Genomic DNA, 21,913 nt, shown 5'->3' on the forward strand with positions numbered 1-21,913 from the left:
TTTTGGACGCACTGATTGTAGGCTGACAACTCGAAGACTATAATCGAAACAAATTCTTTTACCTGTGAGAATAGTTCACATATGAGGCACCTCAAATCCTTTCACGTATTTCACGTTGCGGCATCTTCATCCAGCTTTAGTGAAGCGGCGAAAAAGCTGAATATTACTCATGGCGCAGTGAGTAAGCAGATCAAAGTCTTAGAGAGTTATCTCGAACAGTCTCTGTTCTACAAGCAAGGTCGGAATGTATTTCTCACTAAAGAAGGGGAAATGCTAAAAGGTTATACTCAGCAAGCTTTCCAGGCGTTGGAAAACGGCGTGGGAAAATTGCAGCATCAGAAGCATCAATACTTAGAGGTGTCGTGTGAGCCAACATTGACCATGCGTTGGTTGATGCCTAGGCTGTCTGATTTTAATGAGGAATGCGGAGCTGACGTTCGTTTGTCTACGGCTGGGGGGCCAGTAGCACTAGGTTCAACCGGGCTCTCTATGGCAATTCGTCGAGACGATTTTGAGCCATTGCACGAATACCCTAAAACGGTATTGGTTGAAGAGTGGGTCGGTCCTGTTTTTTCTCCGGGCTATTGGCAGCAAGTGAAACAAGATTTGAGTGCAGTTAAGTTATTACACAGCCAAACCAGGCCGGATGCTTGGCATGAATGGAGCGTGAGCGCTGAATACCCAGAATTGCAAGAGAATGCACAGCAGACTTTTGCCCATTTTTACTTTTGTATTCAAGCTGCGGTAGATGGCTTAGGAACTGCGTTGGGCTCTTATCCTTTGGTGATGGATGATCTTAAGCGCGGTAATCTTATTGCCCCTTTCGGCTTCGTCTTATCAGGGCACGATTATGTTTTACTTAGCCAAGACAAGGCGTTCACTAAACTCGAAAGTCAGTTTATGAGTTGGTTGCAGGAACAAATGGCAGAATGTGTACCCGTGTAAAATTAAATCAAAGCGTTAGCTGGTGATATGCTCTCGCGTTGCTTAAAGTTGATTGATAAGCCGTGTTACTGAATTTGGAACTAGGAAATGGAAAACCTGAATATTGTAGAAATAAAGTCCTTCGTACCCGCCAAGGATTATGAACTTTCAAAGCAGTTTTATCAGGAAGCTGGTTTTGAGATGGCATCTGACTTTGGCGATGTGGCGTACTTCTTCCGAGAGAAGCATGCTTTCCTTTTACAAAACTTTTATGAGCCAGAACATTGCCATAACTTCATGATGCATTTGCTGGTGGAGGACGTCCAAAGCTGGCACCAACATCTTTCACAATTGAATCATGATAAGTTTGGCTCCCGTCTTACTGATTTGGTCGATCAGCCCTGGGGGATGCGTGAATGCTGTCTGTTTGACCCAAGTGGTGCGTTGTGGCGTATTGCTCAGAATATCTAAACCTTGTAAGTGCGTATAGTTCGAGAGTACTTGAGAGGAAGTGATTACTTACTTCTGAAGAATCTCATTTCATCAGATGCATTGCCTTGTTTCCGAGGGCGTTTCACCAAACAGTTGCTTGTAGCTTTGGCCGAACTGGCCGAGATGGAAAAAGCCAAAATCAAAGGCTATCTCTGCGATGTTACGAGTTTCTTGAGGGTTTTGCAGTATACGGCGTATCTGATTCAGTCGCATTCGATGAATAAACTGTTTCGGTGAAGTATCACAGCACGCCTCAAACGTATATTGCAATGTTCTACGGCTAACATGAACCGCCTCACACAGTTCACTCACGGTAATTGGGGTTCTATAATCCTGATTCTCCAAATATTGTCGAATTCGGTTCATCACAACTTGTCTCTGAGAGGCCGCTCTTGACGACACTTCTCGCTGTGAACTTAAAGAAAACAGCTCCATCAGGACATCTTTGACGACGGTTTGATGCGTTTCGCACGACCATCGAGCCTGATTGGGATCAAGTAATATGCCCAAGTAATATTTGAGTTGCTGAATGTGACGTTCGCTTAAGCCGGACAAGTAGAGCTCTTGCCCTTTAACATCGTCAAGCTCAAGTTGCTCTTTAAGCTGTTGAACAAAATCTTGTTTTAGCACCATGCCATAAATCGAAAAGGCTTCTGGCGTAATTAACTCGAAGTCTACTCCTCCTGATCGAAGTAAAAGCTTGTCGGCATCAAGTTGTGAATGATTGATATGCAACGCTTTATCTTCAACGCTTATCCCTAGCCAAACCCCACCTTCCTCGACACGGCATTGCTGTCTCAGTGCACGGTTACTGTCTTCACGAAATACATGCACAGTGTTGAATCGTCGCTCTCGGATTTGTCCCAGAAATCGGCCATTGCTGATTTGGTCGTATTCCTGTTGCCAATTGACGAGGCTTGCTGCTTGTTGGTTTGCATCTTTTGTGGGATTTGTGCACAAAGTTGGTGCGGTAGAGATCTGTTCATCATTCATCATATTTACTTCCGATGCCTGTGTAGTGAATCAAAGTAGGGCAAAACATAGTTAACGTACTGTTTAAAAAACCTTTTTTAACATTGCCGATTTTTGATAATCATCGGGAATGCATTTCGCTTTAATCCCTATAGAAAATTATAGAACTATCAGCAAAAAAATTGCAAAAACTGAACCATGTAGTTGAAGGGGAAGAATCATGACCGCAACTTATCGTCGGCAACAGGGAAGTAAGGTATATACCTTTGAGTCATTGGCAGACTTGATGGCGAAAGCTACGCCGGAGCGATCTGGCGATGCGCTGGCCGGAGTATGTGCCGAGTCAGCCGCAGAGCGCGTCGTGGCGCAAATGACGTTATCCGAGCTGCCTCTAAAAACCTTTCTAAACGAAGTCGTGATCCCGTATGAAAGCGATGAAATCACGCGCTTAATTATTGATACTCATGACCGTGAAGCTTTTCAACCGATCGAACACCTGACGGTAGGTGACTTTCGCAACTGGTTGTTGAGCGAACAAGCGGACAGTGTCACGCTGGCCAAGGTTCGTCCCGGTCTAACCCCTGAAATGGTGGCGGCGGTCAGCAAGATCATGCGCAATCAAGACCTGATTCTAGTTGCGAAAAAGTGCCAGGTGGTGACGGCTTTTCGTAATACGATTGGTCTACCGAGCCGCTTATCCACCCGTTTGCAGCCTAACCATCCGACCGACTCTCTTAATGGCATAGCCGCGACGATCTTTGATGGTTTGATGTACGGCAACGGTGATGCGGTAATTGGCATCAACCCGGCAACTGACAATGTACCTCAAGCCGTCAAGTTGATGAAGTTGATGGATGAGGTAATTCAGCACTATCAAATTCCTACTCAATCTTGTGTTCTGACCCATGTGACCAACACCATCGAGGCGATCGAGATGGGGGCACCTGTCGATCTGGTTTTCCAGTCAATCGGCGGCACACAAGGCACTAATGACACCTTTGGTATCAACTTAGCGGTATTGAAAGAGGCACACGAAGCGGCACTGTCACTTAACCGAGGTACGGTTGGTAACAACGTGATGTATTTCGAGACCGGACAGGGCACGGCTTTGTCCGCAAATGCTTTTCACGGTGTCGATCAGCAAACCTGTGAAACTCGTGCGTATGCCGTAGCAAGGCAGTTTGATCCTTTGTTGGTAAACACTGTGGTTGGTTTTATCGGGCCTGAATACTTGTTTGATGGCAAACAGATCATTCGTGCCGGTCTGGAAGATCACTTCTGTGGCAAGCTTCTTGGGCTGCCGATGGGCTGCGATATTTGCTACACCAATCATGCTTACGCTGATCAAAATGACATGGACAACCTTCTTACGCTGTTGGGCGTAGCCGAATGTTCTTTCATCATGGGCATTCCGGGTTCTGATGACATCATGCTCAATTATCAAACCACTTCATTCCACGACGCGTTATACGCGAGAAAAGTGCTTGGATTAAAGCCTGCGCCTGAGTTCGAACAGTGGCTTACCGACATGCAAATTTTCGAAGACGTACACGAGGTGCGTTTAAACGACCGCATTTCTGGCTCGTTTGCCGGCGCAATTTCACAGCTGAATAAGGGGCGTGCTCATGGGTAAAGTGGTTTCAATCTCAGACGGCGCAACAGCAAAAGTTGTGACACGTAATCCTTGGGATAAATTACGTGAGTTTACTTCTGCGCGTATTGCTCTGGGTCGCAGTGGCAACAGTGTTCCGACAGATGAATTGCTCTCTTTTCAGCTCGATCACGCCCAGGCGATGGACGCAGTGCATTGTACTCTGAATGTAGACTCTCTGGTCGCCCAGCTGTCCGACTCGTACTCGATTCTCAAACAAACACTTGAGCCACCTGTCGTGGTGACAAGCAAAGTCACCGATCGATTCATGTATTTGCAGCGACCAGATCTAGGTCGCCAGCTTGATGAAGCGTCCTGGAACAAGCTTGAAGCCATTAGCAAGGAACACAATACCGAGCTCGATTTAGCGATCGTTATCGCCGATGGTCTTTCTTCTGTCGCGATTCAGAACCATGCCTTACCTGTTATCAGCCGCTTAGTTTCGCTAATGAGTGGTGATGAAGAACACCAATGGAATTTAGCGCCTATCGCTGTTGTGAAGCAGGGGCGAGTCGCGGTCGGTGATGATGTTGGCGAGTGCTTTAATGCCAAAGCCGTGTTGGTTCTTATCGGCGAAAGACCGGGGCTCACTTCTCCAGACAGTATGGGGATGTACCTGACTTGGGGTGCGAAACGTGGCTCGAAGGATTCTGACCGAAACTGTATTTCCAACGTGCGACCGCAAGGGCTCAATTATGACGATGCCTGTCAGCGCGCATTCTATTTGCTTAAAGAGGCTCGAAGACTCCAACTCTCAGGCGTGAACTTAAAGGACCGTTCTGCCATTGACGAAGAGAGTGGCAGCGACCTCGAAGATAAGCACAACAACAATTTCTTAATTTCTAAAATGTAGAGGGATTTACTATGTCTAATCATCAGGAATATCTGGCTAAAAGACAGTTAAAAAGAGGGACCGCAGGCTGGATTCTGCTTGCGGGGTTGGGCGTATCGTATGTTATTTCCGGTGATTTTGCCGGATGGAACTTTGGTATCGCTCAGGCAGGCTGGGGTGGTTTCCTTATCGCAGCGATTGCGATGGCGGTGATGTACCTAACGCTGGTTTTATCATTGGCGGAAATGTCGGCGGCGATTCCGGCTGCTGGTGGCGGCTATAGCTTTGCGCGTCAAGCAATGGGACCGACGGGTGGCTTTTTTACCGGTCTATCTGTACTTATTGAATATGCGCTTGCACCTGCTGCGATTGTAATATTCATTGGTTCAGCGGTGAATGAATTGATTGGTATCGATGGCCCTGTTGTCTACGCACTTTTTTATGCCGTCTTTATCGGAATTCACATGGCTGGTGTGGGTGAAGCGCTAAAGGTCATGATGGTTATTAGTGGATTAGCGGTGTTGGCCATTTTGGCGACCGCAGGTGTACTGATAGGCGACTTCGACATCAATAACCTGTTTGATATTGCTCCAGCAACTGCTCAGGCAACAGAAGCGTTACCATTTGGTTGGTATGGTGTTTGGGCTGCACTGCCGTTTGCGATGTGGTTATTCCTCGCGGTTGAAGGGGTTCCTTTAGCGGCAGAAGAAGCAAAAAACCCGGCGAAAGATGTGCCAAAAGGCATTATCGGTGCAATGTTATTCCTTCTACTAACTGCGACTCTTGTGGTTGTGCTATTAGCTGGTGCAGTAGGTTCACAAGTTATCGGTGATAGCGCGGTACCACTGGTTGATGCACTGAAGCTGACAGGTAACCCGGCTATTGCTACTGCCGTTAACGTACTAGGTCTGGCTGGTCTGATTGCGTCGTTCTTCTCAATCATTTACGGCTACAGCCGTTTGGTATTCGCACTTTCTCGTGCAGGCTACCTGCCACAAAGCTTGTCACTAACAAGTGATAAGAAAGTGCCAACTCGTGCACTATTTGTTCCGGGTGTATTTGGCTTCTTAGTCTCGCTGACAGGTGAAGGTGATTTGATTCTGGCAATGGCTGTTGTTGGCGCAACCGTATCGTACGCTTTGATGTCACTAAGCCACATCTTGTTACGCATCAAGCAACCTGAGCTACATCGCCCATACAAAACTCCAGGTGGTATTGTTACTTCAAGTATCTCGTTGGTGCTTTCTTTAATCGCGATGACTGGCGTTTATGCATTTGACCCTTCAGCGTTCTTTATGACCATGGGACTGTTTGTTATCGGTGGAGCGTATTACGGACTCTACAGCCGCAACAAGCTGGTGGCGACTTCAGCAGAAGAAGAGTTTGCAATGCTGTCAGTGGCGGAACAGGAATTGGAAGCAGAAGGCGCTCGTTAAGTTCTTCTCAGTAGATACGATTGTAAATAACCAAAAAGGGAGCCTCGGCTTAATGCCAGTCAGTTAAGCTGACTGGCATTCTTTTTATTAGGGTATTTTCTGACTTTTGCTTTGACGGCCCTCGGGTATATCCGATCTTCTCGTTTGATAGGCAATACATGGTGAGAGGTCTCTTCTATCAAGTGAGTGATCCTCTTTGGTATCGTTCCTGCTGATTCTAGCCAGAAGCCATGGATTAGATGAATAATGGCGTGAGCACAAGTCGTGAAACTCAGTTGGTTTGGATATAAACCAGGTATGCTGGAGGCCATGTTAACCATCTGATACCTCAGTATATTGTAGGCTAAAAGCAGTCCCCATAACTCTTGGCGAACCATCTCTGGCTTTTTACTTCTTAGTGTAAATTCATTTTTAAGAAGCGCTGATTTCATTTCTCTGTAACCTACCTCTATCTCCCAACGATGGCTATACAAGTCCGTTATTTCTGAACTTGGGTAACGCATTGCGTCTGTCATGGATGTGAAGATATTGACCTCTTTCCCTTTGATTGTTCGAGTTATCAGTCGTACTTGTATGGCTTCTGGTAGGTCTGGGAACTTTTTCCTGGCTTGAGGGTTAGATTTCAACTCAACAAGCTTGTCGTTTCTTCCAAGTTTACTTATTACCGTGTATTGAGTCCCTTTTCTCATGGGGATCATCCAGTGACGCTCGCGACCAGTGCAAGCCCAGCGATTCAACAGACCAAGCGAGAAAAAGCCTCTATCGAACATCGTTAAACTATTGTCTGGAGTGGTTTCGATTAGGTTTTCTGCCAGCTTCATTTCATTCGTTTTATAGCTATCGAAAGCACTAGCAATAAGCATATGACTGGTCACTTCCATCTGACATACCATGCGAACTTGAGGAAAGCTCGCGTCGCCATTCTGATTTGAAGGGGCTTTGAAGGCCTGTCGATTTTCATCACTATCCGGCGTTCTCCAAAGCACACCATCGACGGCAAGCAACTTCAACCCTGACCATGTGGGGTGTTGTGCCTCTTGATTCCAAAGCCTTTGACTCTGATGAAAAACTTGCTTTACCGCTTCATCTCCTAGTCGTTGTCTAGCTTGAACAATAGCGCTTGGGGCTACCAACGATTTCTTACCTGGTAGCATCAGTTGGGCTTTTGACACAATGCTCCATAAAGGCTCTTGTCGATACAAAGACATGGCAATCACAGACCAGACAGCCATATCAAGGGGGATTCGACGCTTACGAATAGTTGCTACACCAGTAGTTTCAAGGCATTGGTTAATAAAATCGGGGGAGAGAATATCACTTAGCTTTCCCAGCTGTTCAGTGTTTGGTGCATAGCGATTAGCAAGTGATAAGGCTGTAGTTAATTGCAAAAGAAAAAGCTCTAAGATTGAATTCTTAGAGCCTTTATAAACGAGTTGGAGGATCGTTCAACCGATCATTTATTGCTTAACTGATCGGCATTAAGCCTCGGCTCCCTTTGTTGATTTTGGTCTTCTGAAGAATATCCCGGCGATGCTGAACGCTAGCGGTTCTTATACTTGTGCAATAAATCCAAAGGAATATGGCAGTAATCATCCGGGAAGCGAGTGAGCCTGTCTTGGTGTTCGTCATCACTTGGCACGTAGTTGGTTAACTCACGTACTTCGACCACGATCCTATCTGCGTCGTCTCTTGTTGCAATATAGGTTTTGACGTTCTCAAGATGCTGCGGATTTTTACTGTACACTCCGGTTCGGTATTTCTCACCGACGTCCTCACCTTGTTTATTGACGCTGTAAGGGTCGATGATTTCAAAGAAGTAATCCATGAGTTCTTCTAGTGAAACTAGCGAAGGGTCAAACTGAGTGCGTACACATTCCGCATAACCGTCGTAGTCAGATGTTGTAGAATTTGTTGTGCCGTTCGCACGGCCAGCTTCGGTTGCAATCACACCGGGAAGGTGGCGCATAAACTCTTGTACGCCCCAAAGGCAGCCGCCCGCAAAGTAAATCTCTTGCATAAATCTGTTCACTTCAAAGTTTGGCGCATTATGTCGCGGTATCAGAGTCAAGTGCAAGGCGTGACTTGCTAATCAGACCACAAGAGAGTGTTTCTGGCGGTCGAACTAGTGACTTTCTGACCAAACCGCAAACTCGTTACCACTTGGTTCAGTAAAGTGGAATCGACAACCGCCGGGAAACTCAAAGATTGGGCGCAGAATATGCCCACCATGTTGTTCCACCTTGGACAATGTCGCCTGAATGTCAGAACTATAAAAGACCAACAGTGCTGCGCCATTTGAAGTGTTACTGACAAGCTCAGACTTGAAGAATCCACCGTCCAAACCTTGTCCAGAAAATGCGCTGTAATCCGGACCGTAATCGACAAATGACCAGCCAAAAACTTGCTCAAAGAACTGCTTTGTCGCACTTAAATCTGTACTGCCAAATTCTACGTAGTTTAATTTTTCGTGTTGGTGCATGGTGATTTCCTTATCGTGATGATCTTATGCAAACTGCTCGACAATGATGTCATCAGCACAGTCAACAAATAACGCGCCGTTCTGTTTCATTTCCGCAATCACATCATCAAGAGTATCTGGCAATACTGCGCGAGTAGAAGCAAGATTCACAACGACTTTAAACCCGAGATCTAATGCCTGCATCACCGATTTTTTTACGCAGAAATCGAGCGCTAAGCCACCGACAACAAGCGTATCGATGTTGTTACATTTCAGGAACTCATTCGCACCAGTCGTTTTGGTATCAGCAACGTCATGAAAGAAAACACCGTATGGATGCGCGTCTGGATCCATGCCTTTATTGACCTGAAAATCATACTCCAGAACTGGCGGCAATCCGTCTAACAGTTCAACACCGGTCGTGCCGAGTACGCAGTGACGATTCCATTTTACGTCGACGTTTGGCAAACCAACAGGCTCTAACATATTGGCTGGCGTTTCTGCGTCCCAAGCGGCTTTAGGCGGGTGTAAGTCGCGACTCACCAGTTTTAAACGACCTTTTGCGTGGTTTTTAAGTAGTTCCGGTACTATGTCAAGTGCGCCTGCTACGGGCAGTTCGTCAGGGCAAAGCTCACTGAACCCTTTCTCAGGATCCACATCGAATACCGCAGTGCTTTGATAGTTAACTCGAACAGTCATGGCAGACTCCTTGTCTGTCTGGTTGCCTGCGCTTATCCACGCAAACAGTTTTGGAAAAAAGTGACTTCGTCGCTCGTGAGTGTGTACACCATGGCCGGTTTACCACCTTTACCTTTGTTGGTGGAAGCGACTTTTTTGGTTGGTTTCAGTACGCCTGAGTCGATCAAACGGCGTTTGATGGTCATGCGGCTGATGTCGATCCCAAACTCCTGATAGGCGGAGATGATGTCGGCAACCAAAAACTCTTTGTCTAACGCGAACAGAAGCACGGACGTGTATTCGATAGAAGCGCGCAACTTTTGCCAGGCTTTTTCGATGGTATTTTGATGGTCAAAAGCCAGAGTTTCATCACCATCTAGGATGGCCTGCAGCGGGAACCATTTTAGGTGACATTCTGGAACGCCAGCGTTGTTGATTTGCTCAACATTATTTCGATCCACTAAGGCATAGTGGGTGATGTTTAAACTCCAGTCGTCTGGATCTCGCTTCGGATCACCATCAATAAACGCTTCACTGAAATGACGAGGGTAAGTATGGATTTTTTCTCGGCAAATACGGCGACGTGCCGCTTCGAAATTTTCATCCGCTGGACGCCCGCCTTCATGGGTCAAATCTTTATCAAAGACAAATCCACCCGGCAATGCCCATACGCCATGGTATGGTCGGTTCGGATTTGAACGTTTAATCAGTAACACTTCCAATCCTTTATTGGCACAGCCAGAAAGCCTGAATGGAATGATGTCGACAGTTACGATCATGGTTGGGTCCTAATAATAAGTTGTAAGTAATCTAGCGCATAATAAGTGTTCATTCAATGGGTAAGTAACGATTTGTTCGTAACCGTTTTTGCTTTGTTGGTGGTTCAGTTTGGGGATGAGATTAACGATACTTTTGAGTTATTCACAATTGGTTTCCGTTTTTTAAAGATAAAAACCTTATTAAAAAGAGTGGTTAGTAACAAAAGTTGACAAACTAATGATGGGTGTTTATTGTTTACGCAAATTAGTTAGTAACAAAAAGTTATATACTCAGGGAAGGGTATGTGGAAGGGCACCGAATGACAACCAATCTATTTTCTTCTCGCATCATCCAAAGTGCTTTGGACTTTGATGTTTATAAAGTGAACATGATGAGCGCTGTTGCCGCTTTGTATCCTGATGCGCTGGTGTCATACAAATTTATCGTTCGTAGTGAAGAAGATCTGTCTGAGTTGCTGCCTGTTGTAGAAGCAGAAATCCTTAAGCTTCAAGACCTTCGTTTTACAGACGATGAAATCAAGTACATGAAAAGTGTCGCTCCGTATCTCAAGCCCGAGTTTGTCGATGCATTACGCCACTTCCGCTTTAATCCACAAAATGATGTGTCGCTGCACAATAAAACGATGCCAGATGGTTCCAGCCAATTACGCATCACGATCAGTGGGTTGTGGAAAGAGACCATTTTGTACGAAACCATTATCATGAGTATCGTTTCTGAAGTTCGCAGTCGTCTGCGTTGGTCTGATATTCCGTTACAGCAGTTCCAGACGGTATTGCAAGATAAAGTTAGTTATCTTAAGTCGGAGCTGAAGCGTCGTAATATCTCGAGTTTCAAATTTTCCGATATGTCGACTCGACGTCGTTTCTCCTTTCAGGCACAGCGAACCATGCTCGAGTATTTGTGTCAGGAGCTACCCGATTGTCTTACGGGGACCAGTAACTACCATTTAGCGCGTGAAATGGATCTCACCCCGATTGGCACTGTGGCTCATGAGTGGTTTATGGGGCATCAGGCGTTAGTGAATGTCCGTGACTCGCAGAAAATAGCGTTGCAACGTTGGCAGGAGATGTTTAACGGTGCGTTAGGCATTGCACTGACGGATACGATCGGTATTGATGCTTTCCTTAAAGACTTTGATGAAGAGCTCAGTAATGCCTACTTTGGCGTGCGTCATGACAGTGGTTGTCCGTATGCTTGGGGCGAAAAAATGATTGAGCACTATCGATCTTTGAATATCGATCCTATGACCAAGACTCTGGTATTTACCGACGGTCTTAATTTTGAACAAGCGTTAGACATTTGTGAGCATTTTCAGGGTCGAGTTCAGGTTAGCTTCGGTATTGGTACTTTCCTGGCAAACGACATGGGCGATTATATTAACGATAAAGGCACGGCTTATAAGCCTTTATCCATGGTAATTAAAATGGTCTCCTGCAACGATTCGCCTGTCGCGAAAATTAGTGATGAACCAGAAAAAGCGATGTGTGAAGACATTTTCTTTTTGATGAATCTAAAGCGCCGCTTTGAGCAGCCATTAGATTTAGATGAGTGCCGTGATCTCATTGATCGTCTGGAGAATGAGGGACAGAACTACCTGATTGATGCCTGATTGCCATCCAACCTCCCCATCTTGATAACCACCCTCTATCGTGTCGACAAAAATTAGTTAGGCTAACGTAGAGGGTGATTTCGTTATAGTATCTTTACCCAACGTTACCCACAGCGAGTTCGCTTAACTGTGTGTCTAACTGCTTCTTGATGACTTTGGGCTTCAACGTAATAGCTTGAATCAGGAGTGAAAAATGAATTTAGTTGTACATTTGCAGAAGAAAGCAATAAGAAAATACGGCTATGAAATGGCAACTCGTCAGGCTTGGAAATGTGGTATCAAAGCCAACTTGGTGAGGAGGGTAATCGGCCTGTTCAAAGGACAAATCGTGTGCGTAGTTGAAGGCTGCCGCGCGGAGTTATCTTCACCGATCAATAACCCGCTCCATGATGAAGAAAAGCAAGGTCGCTATGTTTTTGTCGGTGGTGTTTGCTGGGAACCAAACAACATTATTGCCCCGGGATTTCCCGATTTTATGTTTATGCACGTGCGTAGCATGAGTCACCGACATAAATACTTATCAGACGATGAACTGTTCCTCAGTTTAGCCTGATCCTCAGTATCAATCAGTTTCGCTTAATGAGATTGCATCAGTGATAGGTGTCGTTGATGCAATGTCGGCGTAATTGACATCCAGTTTGTTGTTTCTTTACGAACTCTTAAAAAAACGCCGTTTTTTAACTCTCTAATGACAGAGGGTTTATGTTCGCCTGATGTGAATTTATTTTCCCGACTTACTATACCGGTCATAGAATAAACTATGCTGGGATGTAAACCATGAAGACTAAACCTATTGCAATTGCGGCAGTGGTTGTTGCTGTATTAGCAGGCTGTAAGGAGAAGACGCCGCCAGCTCCGACTCAAGCTAACATCACTTTGATTGAAGCAGTGACAGAAACAGTCAAGAACCCTCATCAAGTGTGTAAAGATGTGGTGGTGACGCAGCAAGTTGCACCGACAGATGACAATAAAATTCTTGGTACTGTTGGTGGGGCTGCGGCAGGTGCTGCTCTTGGCAACCAGATTGGTGGTGGTTCTGGTAAGATCATTGCTACGGCAGCAGGGACAATTGCTGGTGCATTAACAGGTCGTAAGATCCAAGAAAATGTGCAAAAGGGTGATGTGGTTACGACGACAAAGCAGCAATGTCACACCGAATATACGACATCAGAAAAAGTAGTGGGTTATGATGTCACCTATGAAGTCGCAGGTGCGCCAAAAACGGTTCGTCTAGCAAGTAAGCCAGCGACGAAAAGCTTCCCAATCCAAGATGGCAATGTGGTTCTGCCACAGTAATTGGACCTCAGATTAAACAGAATCCCCTTTGCCTTTTGGGCAAAGGGGATTTTTAGTTTCAGGTAACCTGAGCCTGTTGTTGCTCCAGTTCCAGGTTGGCTTGCATTTGAGCCTGTTGTTTTCGCATGCGGCGCTCTCGCTTAGACAGCCAAATCAAAGGTACGAGAATCATAACCGTGCCGATGGCCATGAAAATATCCGGCACTTCGTCAAACCAAATAAAGCCAATCAGGGCTGCGCCAATCAAGCCACTGTATTCTGCGCTGGCAATCTTATTGCTTTCTATTGAACGGTATGCGAGTACACATGTCGCTGCATATATCATGATAAATAAGCTGGAACCTGCTGCGACTGGGAAAGCGCTCCAATCCCAAGGCTTCGCCTCGATAAATACCAACAACAACGCGACTGGAATGCCCGCTAGATTGGTCATCAGCAAAGTGTGCATTACCGACTGTTCTCTTGGCACTTTGCGAATGAGCAAGTTATTGACCGCTATACATACTGCGACGACAAACGCTGAAATCGCTGCCCACTCGATCTGATCAGGACGAATAATCACTAACACGCCAAGGAATCCCATTATCGCAGCGGCGACAGATTGTTTCGAAAGCTGCTCTTTGAAAAACAGTGCGGCAATAGGCAACATCATTAAAGGAGCGGCATAGAAAATAGCGTTAGCCGTCGCGAGCGGTAAAGATGAGATCGCAAAGACCATGAATATTGCGCCAAGTAGCCAGACATGGGCACGAATAGCATGCCACTTAAACCCATGCATTAATTGGCTTGGTCGATTAAACAAACAAAAAGGTAACAGAAAAAGCACAGCAGAAACTTGTCGAAATAAGACGAACTGAAACACTGGCACCTCATTCCCGACACTTTTAATCAAAGCGTCTGAGATAACCGCAATTAGGTTTCCAAAAATTAATAGCAGCATGGCTGCTCCGACAGACGTAACTTTCACTTTTTATCTCCTCATTCTTTGCGCAAGAGTAGGTGATGACATAGGATGAAGGGAAGTGATATTTATTAGTTTAAGTATGAGATTTTTAGATAATGAAATTACCTCCGCTTAGAGCGGTTCACTGCTTCGAATCTGTGGCGCGAAATTTGAGTTTTTCGCTTGCCGCTGAAGAGCTCAATGTGACGCAAAGTGCCGTGAGTCATCAGATCCGTTTACTTGAGGATTACCTAGGGGAGTCACTCTTTATTCGCCAGGGTAGAAAGCTCTCTTTGTCAGATACAGGAGCACTATATCTGGATGACATTAGTCCTGCGATTAGCGCAATTGCGATGGCAAGTCAGAAGGTGCGCGAAGGTGAAAAGGGCAGTATTAGGCTCGCGATTTATAGTTCGCTAGCGGTGAAATGGCTGATACCGCGTTTGTCCGATTTTAAGCGCTTACATCCCGAGATTGAGCTCACGCTTAATATGGTGGCGAGCGACCCAGATCAGACGGACAGTGTCGGAGATTGTTTTATTACGGTACAGAAACCAAAGCGAAATTATGTCTCTGTTCATTTATACCAAGACATTTTGTATCCCGTTTGTAGCCATAAAGTATGGAAAGAGATGCAAGGTAAACCTATGCCAGAGGCACTTTGGCAATACCCATTGCTTTCAACCGATTCCATCTATCGCGAGCGTGGAAAGGATTGGGCAGAGTGGTGCGCTGCAGGTGGGTTCTCTTTACCTGCTAATGTCGATATCCAACATTTTAGCCATATGTTGCTGGCAATAGAGGCTGCGCGTTATGACCAAGGTATCGCGTTCGCCAACGACTTTATGCTCAATGAGCGCGATATGGCGCAAGATCTGGTCTATATTCCGTCTCATGGCTTAGATACTGGCGACAGTTTTTACTTTGTGCATAAGAAGAGTCGAGCTCAGCAAGCTGAGATTATAAAGTTAACTCACTGGTTGAAGCAGCAATGCTTGTAAGAAAGTCGGTGGCTGTGTGGCTACAATCACCGTTGTCGCTAAAGAGAAATCTTAGAACCTAGAAGACTTAAACTGGCATGGAAAAGCCGAGCGGGGAACTCAATGCCAATCGTTTAATGATCTTATCCGAGTCATTCCAGCGAGCGCTAGCGAGACTAGGAATCTAATAGCAGCGCGCTGAGCAGTTAATGAAATAACTTTGGCCATAAAGTGCTCGGAAATTAGATCCTGAATCACGCTCCTTCGTCGCTGTTCAGGAAGACGGGAAACTTAAACATGCCATTCGCAGTTAAACGAATGGCATTAAGCGGGGAGCTCGGCTTTGAAGCTTGATCAAAAACGTAGTTCTTATTGTTGTTTGATTAAGTTGTAGTTAGAAGCAAGCTCACCTGATACTTTCTCACCGTTCATGTCTAGCTTCATTAGCATGTTTTCGCCGACAAAGTACTGGTTCGGTGCGTCTTCGTTGGTCAGTGTTACCGTGCTGCCGCTCTCATCCCAGCTGAATTGACCTTCTGACTTGAATTGACCATCTTCTTTGCCTTGGTAGCTTTGCTCAAGCACGTAGGTACCGTCTTGATTGAGAGTGATGCTGATATCAATGCCGGAACAATCTGCACATGGCAGTGTACCTCGGTAAGTGCCATTCCAATCCAGCGCGTTGCTTGCATTGTGTTGATTGTCGACAAACGTTTCTGCTGAAATGCCCTGTTCTTCTACTGCTTGCTCTTCTGGGGCTGGCATGGCGTCAGTCGTTTCAGCGACTTGCATCTCTTCCACTTGAGGTGTTTCCACCGCGGTCATCTCTGCTGGTTTTTCGTCTTGGCAGCCTGCAAGAATAATAACCGCACTTGTTACAGCCAACATTGTCTTTTTCATTTTATCCCTCTTTCAAACAAGATTATGCATGTCATTAATGTTAGCTTCACTTATGAAATTTACGTCATAACAAAGCAAGGGAATGATATCGTCGTGTCAATAAAATCGGTTTCTGGTAGGAAAATGTCAGAACAATCAGAGTAGTGTAAAGCTATTGTTTCTCGCTAGTTTATTGTGAGTTTATTTTGTACATGTATAAAAAACATCACTAATTTAGACACTTCTATCTGAATAGCCGTTTATCTGATCTCTCGCAATCTACGATTTTTGCAAACTTACATTTATGGCATATGCCATAAATTGTTATTGGCATATGCCAAAATGGGGAGTAACGTGTATTGCAATAACCTATTTCTTGGAGTGATTAGGGTATGTTGAGCGTTAAGAGGAATGATGATGGCTAGACCAAAAATAGAACGAAAAATATGTGGGCGCGCAGCCCATCATTGTTTTAAACCTAATGGTGTGCCTTTTCAGCAATTGGAAAAAGTTAACATACTGCCTGAAGAGCTCGAAGCATTGCGTCTTGCTGATTTGCAAGGGTTAAGCCAGCAGCAAGCCGCCGATCAAATGGGCATATCGAGACAAACTTTTGGCAACACGGTAAAAAGAGCACGATTTAAAGTCGCAAAAAGTTTAGTTGAAGGTCATGCACTGGTTTTTCCTAATGAGGAGTCGAACTTATGATTTATGCTGTTCCAAACGATGGTGAGCGAGTGGCCAACCACTTCGTCAAAGCGCCCTATATTGCGATTTATTCCGATGAAGAGGGCATGTTGCACAATTTAGCGAATATTGCCTCGATGCCCCAGTCTGGTTGTAAAGCAAAGTCCCAGATGATCCAGTCATTGAATCAGTACAACGTCGATGCTGTGCTGGTTCGTAATATTGGTGAACGAGCGCTGGAAAAATTACTGCGTAATGGTAAACAGGTTTTTCGGTTATCTACTCGCAGTTCGTTAGAAGATGTTTTAGGGGTGGCCAGAACACCGCTGACTGAGGCGTCTCAGGGTCGACCTTCAGTTAATCATAAGACAAAGGGCGGATGCGGATCACGTGGTTGTGGTGGCAAAAAATCAAAACCGTCACTTTTGGCTCGCCCACAGCAAGCAAGGGCGATATTTGCTGCAAAATCTAGCCCCGCTATACTTAGTTTAAAGGCTTCAGATAACAAGGTTGGTTAGCATGGTCTGGGTATTTACCTTTGTTGGTTTTCTCCTAATTATTTTGTTGATGTCACTTGGGGTGATTTTTCACAACAAGCGCATTCAAGGCAGCTGTGGTGGCCTGAATAATGTTGGTGTCGATAAAGTGTGTAACTGTGAAACCACATGTTCTGAGTCTCAGCGTCAGTTGTATCAAATTTCCGAGCCTCAGTCGACGTCGGAGCATTGATACCACTACTCTCATCGGGTAAAGCTGGCCTGGGGCTGGCTAGTTATTTTCTTGTGCCAGGCAAACATAGAGTGTGAATTAATGCAATATGTTGCATTTGGTCTGAGGCGAGTGTCTAAATTTTGATTTAGGGTTTTGTTGCTCTCTGAATTTCGGTCTACGCTTAAAATTCGTGCTACTACTAAAGGGGAACCAATATGGCTGTAATGAAGCAGGATATTCCACATCGTGTAACGGTTTATCATGACAACATGGATCAGGAACAAGAACTGAAAAATGCAATGTTGCCAGAGAAACCACGCTACTTTAACGGTTCACCGACCTACAAAGCGGAAAGTATCGAAGAATTCGAAAGTAAAATCAGTCAAATTGGATTGTCGCTAGATAAATAGCTCCGAATACAAATAAAAAATGCGCCCTCGACATGAGGGCGCTTTAATTTTCGGAGTTTGGCAAATATTAGTTCTGTTGGGTACTACTTTGACAGACTTGTTGCTGAACGGCTGGTGGAGCTGGCTCATAATGACTTAATGTCATGCTGAAACTGCCTTCACCTCCGGTAATCGCACGTAATCTTCGGGCGTAGTCTTGAAGCTCATTCACTGGAGATTTCGCTCTGATCAGAGTGAAGTTATTATCCACAGGCTCAGTGCCTTCAATTAATCCTCGGTTGCCAGACAAATCACCTGATACATCCCCCACACTAATGGTTGGAATGTGTAATTCCATCTGGATGATAGGTTCAAGAACAATTGGGTCGGCATTAGTAACCGCATCTAAGAACGCCTTTTTACCCGCAATGACAAAGGCTATCTCTTTAGAGTCAACAGAATGATATTTACCATCATAAACGGTCACTTCAAGATCTTTGATCGGGTTACCAGAGATAGCGCCTTCTTCCAATGCTTGCAATATGCCTTTCTCGACCGCAGGAATAAGGGCGGTAGGAATCGCGCCACCAACCACTTTGTTGATGAATTTGAACCCAGCACCACGCTCCAAAGGACGAACTCTTAACTGCACTTCGCCAAACTGACCTGCGCCGCCACTCTGTTTCTTATGTCGGTAATGACCTTCGGCAGGTTTGGTGATGGTTTCGAAGTATTCGACACTTGGTTGGCACGTTTCGACATCTAGCTTGTATACGTTAGCCATTTTCTCCAGCGCGACTTTGAGATGGAATTCGCCCTGTCCACTGATGATAGTCTCGTTGGTTCTTGCTCGATGTTCGATGCGTAACGAAGGATCTTCACTGGCGATTTTGTTAAGTACGTCGCCCAGTTTTTGTTCGTCTCCGCGTTTTAGTGGTTTTAAGCACAGAGAGTACATGGAGTCTGGGAAATTGAGTGTTTTTAGCTCAACGCCGTCTTCGTCATGGGAGTCATGAACGATAGAGTCAAATTCAAGATCATCCACTTTAGCTAATACACAGAAGTCACCCGCAATCGCACGTGGAATCTCTGTCCGCTCTTTACCTTGCAGTTGGTACAAGTGCCCAACCTTGAACGCTTTATTACTTTCACCGATGTAAAGCTGACTGCCAGCGTTAATTTCACCCTGGTAAACGCGAAGGTAAGCCAGTTTGCCCATATATGGGTCGACACTCACCTTATAAACATGCGCAACGGTATGTTCCAGAGACTCACAATTAACTTTGATTTTCTTGCCGTTTTTTTCAAGCAGTGGCGGATTACCTTCGTTTGGCATCGGCATAATTTCAGCCAGGGTACGAAGTAGTAGCTCGACACCCGCTCCCGTCAGTGCAGAAACAAAGCAGATAGGAATCACGTGACCAGTTCTTAGAGCCTCTTCAAATGGATCATGCAGTTGTTCAGCAGTGAGTTCTGAGCCTTGCTCCAAATACAGTTCCATTAACTCTTCATCAACTTCAATGACCTGGTCAATTAAGGTTTCATGTGCTTCGGTGACTTTAGCCAGTTGCGTTTCTCGCTCCAATTCAGGCTCGAAGTAACAGTCGATAACGGACTGACCATCGGCAGAAGGCAGGTTTATCGGTAAACACTTATCGCCAAAGTGCTCAACGATGTTATCCATCAGTATTTGTAACTGGTTGCCTTGGTTGTCGAGCTTGTTAATGATGATCATCTGACACTTTTGTTGTTCTTGAGCAAAGGTAAACAAGCGATCAGAGGTTTGGTTGAGTGGCGTTTGTGGGTCGACAATCAGTGCAGAGGTTTCAACGGCCGGAAAAACACTGAGCGTTCTACCGAGTAATTCACTCTGTCCCGGAGTGTCGATAATATTCAGGCGATGATCATTCCAGCGTAACGCGACAGGAGTTGCTTCGATACTATGTTGATATTGAATAGATTGGGGGTCGAAGTCGGTAACGGTATCGCCTTTTTCTACGCTTCCTAAGTGATGCGTCGCGTCACAGGTGAATAGCAGTTTTTCGACGAGGGTCGTTTTGCCGGTTCCTGTCTGACCAACAAAAGCGATGTTGCGGATGTTATTGATAGGCATAAAGCCTCCTTGCAAGATGGCGTGCGGAAACCACAGTTTCCAGATAAACCTGTTATTAGGTCACGAACTGCATTGGAGTAGGGCGGGTTTACCGCCTATTCGTCTTCCATGTCATTTTCCGGATGACTTTATGCATACCACCGCCTTACTGAGGGAACCAGATTAAGAGGTTATTACGATATTAGAAGTTGCTGACCATTTTTAAAGTACCTTGTTGGCAGAAGTCAGCCCATTCATACAAAAACAATTCACTTGCTTTATATAGCATGACTCAAAAGCCTTGATTTTTATGTGACTTATTTCATGCTGGGTCTGATTGTTTTTTAATCGAGATCATAAACTTGAAAGTTGTTGTAAAGAGGCTAGTTCGAACAGAGCTGGATAGACATAGATAAACATCTTCTTCGTGGTGGCCCAAATCTGTGATCAGTACCAAGTGCTTACTCAATAAATCGTGATGGCCTTAATATTTCTTATCAATTATCGGGATCGTTCCCGATTTGTTTTATATAGTGATTTACGAATTATTTATGGCGTTAACTCATTTTAGTTCGATCATATAACAGAATTTTGGTCTGTTCTTTAGAGTTTTAGTCCACATTTAATCGATTTTGTCGGGAACGTTTGCCACTGTCTCGAAATAATCAATTTAATGTTGGAGAAATAAATAATGAAAGCGAATGTATTGGCATTAAGTATCGCTACCGCTCTGTTACCTACAACATTTGCCCACGCAAATGAAGACATGGATGCCCTAGAAGCTCGTATTAGCGAGTTGGAATCCCGATTAGAGCAAACGGAGCAAGTCGCGAATAAAGCCGACAACACAGCATCGCAATTCGAGTTCCACGGATATGCGCGTGCAGGTATTTTGATTAATGATGACCTGAACGGCGCAACGGGAACAGGACCTTACATGACTGCCGCTGGTGCGATAGGTGCTCCGGTTGGTCGCTTAGGCTTGGAGGATGATAACTACTTAGAAGCAAACCTGATCCACAACCGTTACATGGATGATGGCTCAAGTGCTCGATTCCATATCATGTTGGCAGACAGTGTCGAAAGCAGCAATGATTGGACCGCTGACGACAGCCAATTAAATGTTCGTCAGGTCTACGCTGAGCTGAAGAATTTGCCATCGTTCAGCGGTGCGTTTGATAATGCGACAGTTTGGGCGGGTAAGCGTTTCGACCGTGATAACTTTGATATTCACTTTTTCGATTCAGATATCGTATTCCTAGCCGGCACTGGTGCAGGTGTTTACGATGTTCAGATCACGGATGAGTGGAAATCGAACTTCTCAATTTATGGTCGTGACTTTGGTGAAATCGACAGCTCAAGTACTGATATCGAGAACTACATTGCGACTACCAATAACCGCATTGGCAATATCCAGGTGATGTTGAGTGGTATGGTGTCGTCTGACAACGAAGACAGAACATCTAGCAACACGTCACCAACTCAGCGTGCAGAAAGTGGTGTTCATGCTCTGTTTGCTTACCATGCTGACAGTTTTTACGGTGTGAATGACGGTTTTTCTAAAACAGGCTTTTCGATTGGTCAGGGGTTAGGTGCTGAGCTAAAAGGCATCGGTTCCAATGGCGATTTGAACGATGACGCTGAGGCGATTCGTCTGTTCTCATACGGCGTGACGCGTTTTGCGGATAACTGGAGAATTGCACCTGCACTAATGGCGGAGTACAGCCAGGATCGTGTGAAAACCAATGATGAGTTCATGTGGGCTTCGTTGAACGTTCGTTTGGCTCAAGAGTTAACAGAAAACTTTGAAATGGTTTACGAGGGAACCTACCAGTACATGGACCTAGACAACAGTGTTGAACAAGCGAGTGGTGGTTTCTACAAAGCGACAGTAGCACCAACGCTAAAACTAGCGACGGCCGCGGGTTTCTTTGACCGCCCTGAACTGCGCTTTGCGGTGAGCTATGTTGACTGGAGTGATGATCTTAATAATTACTCTGTGAGCGTGGATGACAGTGCAAGCACTATGGGACGTGGCGGTGAAACCGTATTTGCTTTGCAGATGGAAACTTGGTTCTAAGGTTTTGCTAGTTTAAGCGTTAAC

General features: G+C 45.3%; 23 protein-coding genes. 14 read left to right on the plus strand and 9 right to left on the minus strand.

Features of this window, described 5'->3' with window-relative positions; all coding sequences use genetic code 11:
* Nucleotides 1-81: 81 nt before the first annotated feature.
* Nucleotides 82-945 carry a LysR family transcriptional regulator gene (locus OO774_RS18625; RefSeq protein WP_264908251.1) on the plus strand — a complete coding sequence of 288 codons (864 nt, stop codon included), beginning with the start codon at nt 82-84 and terminating at the stop codon, nt 943-945.
* 87 nt (nt 946-1,032) lie between these two features.
* Nucleotides 1,033-1,395: a VOC family protein gene (locus OO774_RS18630; protein ID WP_264908253.1), complete on the plus strand. Its 363-nt coding sequence runs from the start codon at nt 1,033-1,035 to the stop codon at nt 1,393-1,395.
* A 72-nt stretch (nt 1,396-1,467) separates the two neighbouring features.
* Here the strand turns inward: OO774_RS18630 and OO774_RS18635 are convergent, their stop codons facing one another.
* Complete coding sequence (locus tag OO774_RS18635; protein WP_264908254.1) at nt 1,468-2,412, minus strand: helix-turn-helix domain-containing protein; 945 nt, start codon at nt 2,410-2,412, stop codon at nt 1,468-1,470.
* Between the two features lie 196 nt (nt 2,413-2,608).
* Here OO774_RS18635 and OO774_RS18640 point away from each other — a divergent pair, with 196 nt between their 5' ends.
* The 3 genes from OO774_RS18640 to eat are packed head-to-tail and all read left to right on the plus strand — an operon-like array spanning nt 2,609 to nt 6,307.
* Nucleotides 2,609-4,021 carry an ethanolamine ammonia-lyase subunit EutB gene (locus tag OO774_RS18640; RefSeq protein ID WP_264908257.1) on the plus strand — a complete coding sequence of 471 codons (1,413 nt, stop codon included), beginning with the start codon at nt 2,609-2,611 and terminating at the stop codon, nt 4,019-4,021.
* Complete coding sequence (gene eutC, locus OO774_RS18645; RefSeq protein WP_264908259.1) at nt 4,014-4,892, plus strand: ethanolamine ammonia-lyase subunit EutC; 879 nt, start codon at nt 4,014-4,016, stop codon at nt 4,890-4,892. The genes OO774_RS18640 and eutC overlap by 8 nt, the downstream gene beginning before the upstream one ends.
* A gap of 11 nt (nt 4,893-4,903) precedes the next feature.
* Nucleotides 4,904-6,307 (plus strand): ethanolamine permease, encoded by a 1,404-nt coding sequence (gene eat, locus OO774_RS18650; RefSeq protein ID WP_264908261.1) that lies wholly within the window; start codon nt 4,904-4,906, stop codon nt 6,305-6,307.
* A gap of 59 nt (nt 6,308-6,366) precedes the next feature.
* Here eat and OO774_RS18655 read toward each other — a convergent pair whose 3' ends face one another.
* The 5 genes from OO774_RS18655 to OO774_RS18675 all read right to left on the minus strand — a co-directional run bounded on the left by OO774_RS18655 (nt 6,367) and on the right by OO774_RS18675 (nt 10,222).
* Nucleotides 6,367-7,695, minus strand: coding sequence for an IS4 family transposase (locus tag OO774_RS18655; protein ID WP_264904009.1), 1,329 nt, complete (start codon nt 7,693-7,695; stop codon nt 6,367-6,369).
* Between the two features lie 152 nt (nt 7,696-7,847).
* Complete coding sequence (locus tag OO774_RS18660; RefSeq protein ID WP_264908263.1) at nt 7,848-8,324, minus strand: peptide-methionine (S)-S-oxide reductase; 477 nt, start codon at nt 8,322-8,324, stop codon at nt 7,848-7,850.
* A 105-nt stretch (nt 8,325-8,429) separates the two neighbouring features.
* On the minus strand, nt 8,430-8,786 hold the full coding sequence (locus OO774_RS18665) for a VOC family protein (RefSeq protein WP_176292361.1): 357 nt from the start codon (nt 8,784-8,786) through the stop codon (nt 8,430-8,432).
* Nucleotides 8,787-8,810: 24 nt separating this feature from the next.
* The gene (locus tag OO774_RS18670) at nt 8,811-9,464 is read right to left on the minus strand and encodes a nicotinamidase (protein ID WP_264908265.1); all 654 of its coding nucleotides are present in this window, start codon (nt 9,462-9,464) and stop codon (nt 8,811-8,813) included.
* 32 nt (nt 9,465-9,496) lie between these two features.
* Complete coding sequence (locus OO774_RS18675) at nt 9,497-10,222, minus strand: NUDIX domain-containing protein (protein WP_264908266.1); 726 nt, start codon at nt 10,220-10,222, stop codon at nt 9,497-9,499.
* Nucleotides 10,223-10,521: 299 nt separating this feature from the next.
* Between OO774_RS18675 and pncB the strand changes: the two genes are divergently transcribed.
* The 3 genes from pncB (at nt 10,522) to OO774_RS18690 (ending at nt 13,128) form a co-directional block, all read left to right on the plus strand.
* Nucleotides 10,522-11,832 carry a nicotinate phosphoribosyltransferase gene (pncB, locus tag OO774_RS18680; RefSeq protein ID WP_264908267.1) on the plus strand — a complete coding sequence of 437 codons (1,311 nt, stop codon included), beginning with the start codon at nt 10,522-10,524 and terminating at the stop codon, nt 11,830-11,832.
* A gap of 193 nt (nt 11,833-12,025) precedes the next feature.
* Entirely contained in the window at nt 12,026-12,385 is a 360-nt protein-coding gene (locus OO774_RS18685; protein ID WP_264908268.1) for an acyl-CoA synthetase, read from the plus strand.
* 224 nt (nt 12,386-12,609) lie between these two features.
* The gene (locus tag OO774_RS18690; protein WP_264908270.1) at nt 12,610-13,128 is read left to right on the plus strand and encodes a glycine zipper 2TM domain-containing protein; all 519 of its coding nucleotides are present in this window, start codon (nt 12,610-12,612) and stop codon (nt 13,126-13,128) included.
* A gap of 58 nt (nt 13,129-13,186) precedes the next feature.
* On the opposite strand, the gene OO774_RS18695 is transcribed toward OO774_RS18690, so the two are convergent.
* Entirely contained in the window at nt 13,187-14,095 is a 909-nt protein-coding gene (locus tag OO774_RS18695; protein ID WP_264908272.1) for a DMT family transporter, read from the minus strand.
* 92 nt (nt 14,096-14,187) lie between these two features.
* On the opposite strand from OO774_RS18695, the gene OO774_RS18700 reads away from it, so the two are divergent.
* A complete protein-coding gene (locus OO774_RS18700) occupies nt 14,188-15,072 on the plus strand; it encodes a LysR family transcriptional regulator (RefSeq protein WP_264908274.1) in 885 nt (294 codons plus the stop codon).
* A 348-nt stretch (nt 15,073-15,420) separates the two neighbouring features.
* Here OO774_RS18700 and OO774_RS18705 read toward each other — a convergent pair whose 3' ends face one another.
* On the minus strand, nt 15,421-15,951 hold the full coding sequence (locus tag OO774_RS18705; RefSeq protein WP_264908276.1) for a copper resistance protein NlpE: 531 nt from the start codon (nt 15,949-15,951) through the stop codon (nt 15,421-15,423).
* 396 nt (nt 15,952-16,347) lie between these two features.
* Between OO774_RS18705 and OO774_RS18710 the strand changes: the two genes are divergently transcribed.
* The 4 genes from OO774_RS18710 to OO774_RS18725 all read left to right on the plus strand — a co-directional run bounded on the left by OO774_RS18710 (nt 16,348) and on the right by OO774_RS18725 (nt 17,738).
* Nucleotides 16,348-16,638 carry a DUF134 domain-containing protein gene (locus tag OO774_RS18710; RefSeq protein ID WP_264908649.1) on the plus strand — a complete coding sequence of 97 codons (291 nt, stop codon included), beginning with the start codon at nt 16,348-16,350 and terminating at the stop codon, nt 16,636-16,638.
* The gene (locus tag OO774_RS18715) at nt 16,635-17,135 is read left to right on the plus strand and encodes a NifB/NifX family molybdenum-iron cluster-binding protein (RefSeq protein ID WP_264908277.1); all 501 of its coding nucleotides are present in this window, start codon (nt 16,635-16,637) and stop codon (nt 17,133-17,135) included. Before OO774_RS18710 ends, OO774_RS18715 begins: the two co-directional genes overlap by 4 nt.
* Nucleotide 17,136: 1 nt before the next feature.
* Nucleotides 17,137-17,346, plus strand: a complete 210-nt coding sequence (gene nqrM / locus OO774_RS18720) for a (Na+)-NQR maturation NqrM (protein WP_264908279.1) — start codon at nt 17,137-17,139, stop codon at nt 17,344-17,346.
* Between the two features lie 197 nt (nt 17,347-17,543).
* Nucleotides 17,544-17,738 (plus strand): hypothetical protein, encoded by a 195-nt coding sequence (locus OO774_RS18725; protein WP_264908281.1) that lies wholly within the window; start codon nt 17,544-17,546, stop codon nt 17,736-17,738.
* Nucleotides 17,739-17,805: 67 nt separating this feature from the next.
* Here the strand turns inward: OO774_RS18725 and fusA are convergent, their stop codons facing one another.
* A complete protein-coding gene (gene fusA, locus OO774_RS18730; protein ID WP_264908282.1) occupies nt 17,806-19,830 on the minus strand; it encodes an elongation factor G in 2,025 nt (674 codons plus the stop codon).
* A gap of 670 nt (nt 19,831-20,500) precedes the next feature.
* Here fusA and OO774_RS18735 point away from each other — a divergent pair.
* Nucleotides 20,501-21,889, plus strand: a complete 1,389-nt coding sequence (locus OO774_RS18735; protein WP_264908284.1) for a carbohydrate porin — start codon at nt 20,501-20,503, stop codon at nt 21,887-21,889.
* Nucleotides 21,890-21,913: the final 24 nt, after the last annotated feature.

Origin of the sequence: Vibrio sp. STUT-A11, assembly GCF_026000435.1 — a bacterium.
GTDB lineage: Bacteria > Pseudomonadota > Gammaproteobacteria > Enterobacterales > Vibrionaceae > Vibrio.